The sequence below is a fragment of the Duganella radicis genome, from assembly GCF_009720825.1.
Taxonomy (GTDB): domain Bacteria; phylum Pseudomonadota; class Gammaproteobacteria; order Burkholderiales; family Burkholderiaceae_D; genus Rugamonas; species Rugamonas radicis.
In genome coordinates, this window is record NZ_WNKY01000040.1 from 48,863 (window position 1) to 57,083 (window position 8,221).

General features: G+C 66.3%; 6 protein-coding genes and 1 pseudogene. All 7 read left to right on the plus strand.

Annotated elements, in window-relative coordinates:
* The first annotated feature begins 114 nt into the window (after positions 1-114).
* Positions 115-1,707 (plus strand): sensor domain-containing diguanylate cyclase, encoded by a 1,593-nt coding sequence (locus tag GM676_RS24730; protein ID WP_155466869.1) that lies wholly within the window; start codon positions 115-117, stop codon positions 1,705-1,707.
* 302 nt (positions 1,708-2,009) lie between these two features.
* The gene (locus tag GM676_RS32835) at positions 2,010-3,572 is read left to right on the plus strand and encodes a flagellin N-terminal helical domain-containing protein (RefSeq protein ID WP_155466870.1); all 1,563 of its coding nucleotides are present in this window, start codon (positions 2,010-2,012) and stop codon (positions 3,570-3,572) included.
* A 91-nt stretch (positions 3,573-3,663) separates the two neighbouring features.
* On the plus strand, positions 3,664-4,056 hold the full coding sequence (locus GM676_RS24740) for a flagellar protein FlaG (RefSeq protein WP_155466871.1): 393 nt from the start codon (positions 3,664-3,666) through the stop codon (positions 4,054-4,056).
* A 219-nt stretch (positions 4,057-4,275) separates the two neighbouring features.
* Positions 4,276-6,960, plus strand: coding sequence for a flagellar filament capping protein FliD (fliD, locus tag GM676_RS33000; protein WP_371866361.1), 2,685 nt, complete (start codon positions 4,276-4,278; stop codon positions 6,958-6,960).
* Between the two features lie 28 nt (positions 6,961-6,988).
* Entirely contained in the window at positions 6,989-7,426 is a 438-nt protein-coding gene (gene fliS, locus GM676_RS24750; protein WP_155466872.1) for a flagellar export chaperone FliS, read from the plus strand.
* Between the two features lie 3 nt (positions 7,427-7,429).
* Positions 7,430-7,759 (plus strand): flagellar protein FliT, encoded by a 330-nt coding sequence (locus GM676_RS24755; RefSeq protein WP_155466873.1) that lies wholly within the window; start codon positions 7,430-7,432, stop codon positions 7,757-7,759.
* A gap of 14 nt (positions 7,760-7,773) precedes the next feature.
* Positions 7,774-8,221: pseudogene (locus tag GM676_RS24760) on the plus strand (flagellar hook-length control protein FliK); the annotation flags it as partial.

Here is an 8,221-nt window from a genome sequence, read left to right on the forward strand (position 1 = left end):
ATAGTTATACACGGATGAAAGCCACCTTCCCGCCCCTTATTCGAGTATTGCCGGCCGGACAGCTCGCTTATCATAGACGTAATTGGTAATTCATTAAGAGGCCCGCGCGTCACCATGTCCAGCAAACCATCCACTCCCGAGCAGAACCCGGCCGACATCGCACGCGAGGCGTTCCGCCGCCTGGCCGTGCGCCGCATCGCGCCGACGCCGGAAGCCTACCGCGACATTTACAACGAAATCGCCGGCATCGCCCCGGCGCCGGCCGCCACCGCCCCGGCCCCGCTGGGCAGCGCCGATCCGGGCCCGGAATCGGTGCTCAGCCAGTTTGCCGCGCGGCTGACGGAAAACACCGGCGACCTGGCCGAATTCGGCCGCCGCTTCAACCGCGCGGTCAAGTCGCGCGACTGGGAAGCCTATGCGCGCGCGCTGTCGCAGCTGGTCGAGAAGCATTTCGTGGCGCCCAAAAAAGGCATCGAGGTGGCCGGCCTGCCCGGCGAGGAAAGCGAGCAGACCCGCACCCTGCGCGACCTGCTGAGCCGCACCCTGACCTTTGCCGTGGCCTCGCTGCTGAGCGGGGCGCCGGTGCTGGTGGCCGAGGCCGAATCGCTGGGCGCGGCCACCAAGCTGGCGCACAGCGAGGAGGCGCTGGCCGAGATCGCCGTGCGCCTGAAACAGCTGTGCTACCAGATCGAGTTGCGCGGCGGCGACAGCGGCGAGCAGCAGGAATTGCTGCTGCGCCTGTTCAAGCTGCTGCTGGAAAACGTCAGCGAGCTGCTGGACGACGACAGCTGGCTGCGCGGCCAGATCGAGGCGGTGCAAAACCTGATCGCCGGCCCGCTGGACGTGCGCGCGCTGGAGGAGGCCACCCGCAGCCTGAAGGAAGTGATTTATAAACAAGGCCAGCTCAAGCACAGCCTGGCGGACGTCAAGCTCACCGTCAAGAACATGATGATGACCTTTATCGACCGCCTCGGCCAAGTGGCGGCCTCGACCGGCGACTTCCACGAGAAGATCGGCGGCTATTCGGAAAAGATCAGCAAGGCCGACAATATCGCCGAGCTCAACAGCATCCTCGACGAGGTGCTCAAGGAAACCCGGCTGGTGCAGAACGAGGCGCTCAAGGCGCGCGACAAGATGATGCTGGCCAAGCAGGAGGTGCAGGACGCCGAGGCGCGCATCCACACGCTGGAGGCCAAGTTGCAGCACTTGAGCGAGCTGGTGCGCGAAGACCAGCTGACCGGCAGCCTCAACCGCCGGGGCCTGGACGATGTGTTCGAGCGCGAGACCGCCCGCGCCGACCGCCGCGGCACGCCGCTGTGCATCGCCGTGCTGGACCTGGACGACTTCAAGAAGCTCAACGACACCTACGGCCACATCGCCGGCGACGCCGCCCTCAAGCACCTGGTGAAGATCGTCAAGGACACGCTGCGCTCGATGGACGTGATCGCCCGCTTCGGCGGCGAGGAATTCCTGATCCTGATGCCGGAAACCACGGTGGAGGCGGCCGCCTCCACCATGACCCGGCTGCAACGCGAGCTGACCAAGCACTTCTTCCTGCACGATAACGAGAAGGTGCTGATCACCTTCTCGGCCGGCGTCGCCCTGCGCCGCCCCAACGAGGAGCAGACCGAGCTGGTCAAGCGCGCCGACAAGGCCATGTACACCGCCAAGCAGACCGGCAAGAACCGGGTGGTGGTGGCCGAATAGGCCGCCGCCGCCCCCTCGGCGTCGCGCCCGGCCCCCGCGCCGGGCTTTTTTTCGCCTTTCGCGGCCGCAAATAAATTTTTTTTCGCCCTAAAGTTTCTTTTTTTGACGTCGTTTAGACGCTCATGCGCAGCGAACTTTAGCCCCGAAGGGAAAAATTTTCCGGCGTTTTCTCCCTAAACTTTCCACATGGGAACCCGTTACCGAGAATAACTGCGGTTTGATTGCTTCGGAAACAGAGAGGCAAACCAAGGGGAAATGAGGCACCCGGCCCACAATAAGTAGCACCAGTTTGGAGAAACATCATGGCACAAGTCATCAACACCAATGTTGCATCGCTGAATTCGCAACGTAATCTGACCTCCTCGCAAGCCAACCTGTCGACGTCGCTGCAACGCCTGTCGTCCGGTCTGCGCATCAACAGCGCCAAAGACGACGCTGCTGGCCTGGCTATTTCCGAGCGTTTCACGTCGCAAATTCGCGGCAACACCACGGCCGCCCGTAACGCCAACGACGGTATCTCGCTGGCGCAGACGGCCGAGGGTGGCTTGAGCACCGCCGGCGATCTGCTGCAACGTATCCGCGAACTGGCAGTCCAGTCCGCCAACGGCACCAACTCGGATTCCGACCGCAAGTCGATCCAGAACGAGGTATCGGCCCTGTCGCAGGAGCTGGACCGCGTGGCCAACACCACCCAGTTCAACGGCCAGAACGTGCTGGACGGCTCGCTGACCTCGTCGCAGTTCCAGGTCGGCGCCAACTCGGGCCAGACCATCAACGTCGGCATCCAGTCGGCCAAGGCCACCGACATCGGCAACAACACCCTGAAGTCGGTGCTGGACGGCGGCGCCACCAACTCGTCGTCGGCCACCACCACCGGTAGCAACGCCATCACCGCGCAAAACCTGACCTTCACCTCGGGCACCGGCACCACCACCAACGTCAAGGTCGACCTCGGCGAGAGCGCCAAGAAAATCGCCGCCAGCGTCAACGCGCTGTCGAATTCGAGCGGCGTCAAGGCCACCGCCACCACCACCGCCACCATCACCGGCGGCGGCGGCAACACCGCCATCGCGGACGGCTCGTTCCAGTTCCAGCTGCGCGGCGACAACTCGGTGGAAGCCGACGCCAACTCGACCGCCGTGACCATCTCGGCCCAGGTCAAGGGCGGCGACCTGTCGGGCCTGGCCCAGGCGATCAACGCCCAGGTCGGCACCACCGGCATCAGCGCGGCGGTGGTGACCAACACCACCAGCGGCTTCAAGGAAATCAAGCTGACCAACTCGTCGGGCGCGGACATCAACATCGTCAACACCAACACCGCCACCAACGACGCGCTGGCCACCTCCAACCTGCGCGGCGCCGACAAGGCCGCCAGCGGCGCCACCGCGGCCGTGGCCGGCAACCTGGTCACCTTCGCGGCCGGCGTGGCCACCGGCGGCGTGGCCGCCGTGGTGGGCGGCGGTCTGGAGTTCTCGTCGGACAGCGGCTTCGCCCTGAAGTCCGACACCGGCACCGACATCGTCAACGTGTCGGCCGGCTCGGACCTGCAATCGGTGTCCAAGATCGACGTCTCCAGCGTGGATGGCTCCAACGCCGCGCTGAAAACCATCGACGCCGCGCTGAACCAGGTCAACAGCAACCGCGCCGCGCTGGGTGCGATCCAGAACCGTTTCGCCTCGACCATCGCCAACCTGAACACCGCGACCGAGAACCTGTCGGCCTCCCGTAGCCGTATTCAGGACACCGACTTCGCGGCGGAAACGGCCAGCCTGACCCGCGGCCAGATCCTGCAACAGGCCGGCACCGCGATCCTGGCGCAAGCCAACTCGCTGCCGAACGGCGTGCTGTCGCTGCTGCGTGGCTAAAATCCGGGGATGAGACGGCGCCGCAAGCGCCGCCGTAACCAGGTTCCCCGGCTGATTTTGTCAGTCGGGGATTTTTCGTAAAGGAAGCATCATGACTATCGATACCATAGGCTCGGCCACCACGGCCGCGAGCGGCCGCCCGGCCGAGCGCGCCCCGGTCAGTTCCGACGCCGCCGTCGCCCAGGGCGCCGCGCGCGCCCCGGCCACCGCCGTCGAGACCGCCGCCGCGGTGAAGGCGCCTTCGGCCGCGCCCTCGCTGGAGCAGGTGAGCGAGGCGGTGTCCCAGCTGAACAAGTCGGTGCAGGCCAAGTCGCAGGGCCTGGAGTTTTCCATCGACAGCGACAGCAAGCGCACCGTGGTCAAGGTGGTGGACCAGACCACCAAGGAAGTGCTGCGCCAGATTCCCACGCCCGAAGCGCTGGAAATCGCCAAATCGCTGGAGGCCAAATCCAGCACCGGTCTGCTGATCCAGCAAACCGCCTGAAGCGGCCGCGCCTGGGGCGCGCCGCTTTTTCCCCTTCTGTGGCATCCTGATTCCGGGAGCGCCGTCTCCGCCATTGCTGTCCATCACGAGGCAGTACCGGTTTTCAACACACTGCCTGTTTTTTCAGCTTTGCGCGAACTGGCGGGTTTTCTCCCCTCTCAAGTCCGGTTTGATTCTGCCGATATTGTCTTATATTATTGTTTTACTTAGGAGCACAACGTGGGCCTCTCTTCTCCCGGCATCGGTTCTGGCATCGACGTCAACACCATCGTCAGCAAGCTGATGGCGGTGGAATCGGCGCCGCTGGCGGATTTCGACAAAAAGTCGGCCAGCTACCTGGCGCAGGTGTCCGCGTTTGGCAATCTGTCGAGCGCGCTGGGCACCTTCCAGTCCTCGCTCTCCAGCCTGACCTCGGTCAACAGTTTCCAATCCCTGCTCAGCACCCCGAGCGACGCCAGCGTGATGACCGCCACCGCCAGCAGCACCGCCCAGCCGGGCAGCTACCGGGTCAACATCACCCAGCTGGCGCAGGCGCAAACCCTGGCCTCGGGCGGCTACAAGAGCACCACCGCCACCATCGGCCTGGGCGCCAAGACCACGATCAACTTCTCGCTCGGCACCGTCAGCGGCGGCACCTTCGGCCTCACCGGCAGCCAGCTGGGCGCCAGCCTGAGCACCGGCGGCCTGACCACCGGCGCGCTGACCATCAATAACACCGCGATCGCCACCGACGGCACCACCCGCAGCGCCCGCCTGCTGGCGGACGCCATCAACGCCAAGAGCTCGACCACCGGGGTCTCGGCCAAGGCCGCCCCCACCGCCACCAGCGCCACCCTGTTCGGCAGCGGTGGCGCCTCCACCTTTGGCGACATCGACACCAGCGGCGGCGGCACCTATTCGCTGTCGGTCGGCGGCGTCGAGATCGCCGCCCAGGGCGCCAACGTGGCCGCCGGCGCCGGCGTCACCGCGGCCGCGCTGGACGCGGCGCTGACCGGCAACACGGCGGTGGCGCGCGCGCTGGCCGACGCCAACATCACCGTCAGCGGCAGCGCCGCCGACGGCACCCTGCAATTCACCAATCCGGACGGCAGCAACATCGCCGTCACGGAAAACGTCAGCGGCACCGTCACCGGCGGCATCGGCAACAGCGGCGCCGCCAACCTCGGCTCCAGCACCACGGCGGTCGGCTCGATCTCGCTGATCTCGGCCGACGGCAGCCCGATCAGCGTGGGCGGCACCAACCCGGCCGGCGCCGGCTTCACCGCCGGCGTGGGCGGCGCCTACCTGGGCGCCAGCTTCGCCGCCGACGGCACCCGCACCAGCGGCAACATCGTGATCGACAGCTCCAACAACACGCTGCAAGGCATCATGGATGCCATCAACAAGGGCAACTTCGGCGTCACCGCCAGCATCGTCTCGGACGGCGCCACCGGCACCGGCGCCACCCCCAACCACCTGATCCTGACCTCCAGCGCCACCGGCCAGAGCTCGACCATGAAGATCACCCTGGCCGGCTCCGGCGGCAACCCGCCCGACCCCGACCTGGTGTCGCTGCTGGCCTACGATCCGGCCGGCACCCAGAACCTGAGCCAGAAGGCCTCGGCGCTGGACACCCAGGCCACGGTCAACGGCATCGCCGTCACCAGCAGCAGCAGCACCATCAGCGGCGCCATCGCCGGCGTGACCATCAGCGCGCTCAAGACCGGCACCTCGACCCTGAGCGTGGCCAAGGACAGCAGCTCGCTGACCACCTCGGTCAACACCTTCGTCAAGGCCTACAACGACCTCAACGCGCAGATCACCCAGCTGACCGCCTACGACCCCGACACCAAGACCGGCGGCCCGCTGTTGGGCGACTCCACCGTGCGCAATCTGCAAGCCTCGGTGCGCCGCCAGATGAGCGGCTCGATCACCGGCCTGCAGGGCACCACCCTGACCAACCTGTCGCAGATCGGCGTGTCGTTCCAGAAGGACGGCACCCTGACGCTGGACAACGCCAAGCTGCAAAGCGCCATCAACACCAAGTTCAACGACATCGCCGGCCTGTTCGCGGCGGTCGGGCGCGGCTCCGATCCGGACATCAAGTTCGTCAGCTCGACCAGCAAGACCCAGGCCGGCGACTACGGCGTCAACATCACCCAGCTGGCCACCCAGGGCGTGTTGCAGGGCACCGCCGTGCTGCCGGCCGAAACCACCATCGACGCCGACACCACCTGGACCGTGACGCTGAACGACACCGTGCCGTCCAACCTGAACAACACGGCCACCATCAGCCTGCCGGCCGGCACCTACAACCCGTCGCAGCTGGCCACCCTGCTGCAATCGTCGATCAACGGCGTCAGCGCGTTTTCCAACAACGGCGCCTCGGTGACCGCCACCGTGGGCGACGACGGCACCCTCAAGCTGGCCTCGACGCGCTATGGTTCCAAGTCCAACATCCACATCATCCCGACCGGCGGCACCGACCTCGCGACCATCTTTGGCAGCGGCGCCCCGGTCGATGGCAAGGACGTGGCCGGCACCATCGGCGGCTATACCGCCACCGGCGACGGCCAGACCCTGACCGGCGCGGCCGGCGCCCCGGTCGACGGCCTGAAGCTGACCATCACCGGCGACACCACCGGTTCGCGCGGCAACTTCGGCTTCTCGCAGGGCTATGCCTACCAGCTCAACACCCTGGCCGGCGGCTACCTCGGCAGCGGCGGCGCGATCGCCAGCCGCACCACCGGCTTGAACAACACGGTCAAGGACATCACCAAGCAGCGCGACGCCTTCAGCGAGCGCCTGACCGACATTGAAAAACGCTACCGCGACCAATACACGGCGCTCGACACCTCGATCGCCAGCATGAATACCACCGCGTCGTTCTTGACGCAGCAGTTCGCGGCCATGGCCAAGGCCTGACCGCGGACGCATTCACAGGAGATAAAGTATGTTCGGATCTCGACAAACTGGTGTCAACGCCTATGCCAAGGTTGGCATGGAAACGGGCGTGGTTGCCGCCAGTCCCCACAAGCTGATCGTGATGCTGTTCGACGGCGCCCTGGTGGCGCTGAGCACGGCGTTGAACGGTATCCGCAGTGGCAATATCGGCGAGAAAGGCAAATCCATCTCCAAGGCCATCATGATCATCGACAGCGGCCTGCGCGCCGCGCTCGACAAGAAGGCCGGCGGCGAAATCGCCGAAGGGCTGGACGCCCTGTACGAATACATGAGCGCGCGCCTGCTGACGGCCAACCTCAACAACGATCCCAGCATTGTCGAAGAGGTGCAGCGCCTGCTGACCGAGCTGCGCGACGCCTGGAACGCGATCGCCGACACCCCCGCCGCCACCGGCATTCCTCAACCCAACAACCTCGCGAGCGCCTGATTTATGATGACGATTCAAGAAGTTTTATCCGTGTACGCCGCGATGGCCGAGCTGACCGAACAGATGGTGCAGGCCGCCAGCCGCAGCGACTGGGACGCGCTGGTGCAACTGGAACAGCGCTGCGCCGCCCACGTGCAGGTGCTGCGCGCGCAGGAGCCGCAGCAGCCCATGACCGGTGCCGAGCGCGAACGGAAAATCGAACTGATCCGCCAGATGCTCAACGCCGACCGCCAGATCCGCGACCTGACCATGCCGTGGATGGCGCAACTGTCCAAACTGATCAACTCCACCGGCACTGAACGGCGCGTCGTCACCGCCTACGGTAGCGTCTAAAGCAGGCGCGCGCCATGTTGCCGCGCCTGGACGCCGCCATCACGCCGGTCAAGCCGGCCGATGGCGCTGGTGCCGGCGTCGCCATCGGCGATGGCCGCCAGGCGGCGTTCCAGCGCGCCGTGCAAAGCCTGGTCGGCCAGACCGTGCCGGCCGAAGTCCTCTCCAAGCTCAAGGATGGCAGCTACCTGGTCAAGGTGGCTGAGAATTCCGTGCGCCTGATGCTGCCGGGCGACACCCAGGTCGGCAGCAGCGTGCCGCTGACCGTGCTGAGCGCCCAGCCGCGCCCCACTTTCCAGCTCGGCAATGGCGCGCCCGGCAGCGCTCCCACCCTGCTCTACACCGACGCCGGCGTGGCCGAAGGTGGCGAAGCGGCCACCCTGCCGTCGCAAGGCGCCGCCGTGTACCTGCCCGGCAAACCGCCCGGCGGCGCCGCGCCCGGCCTGCCGGGCACGCCGGGGGGCC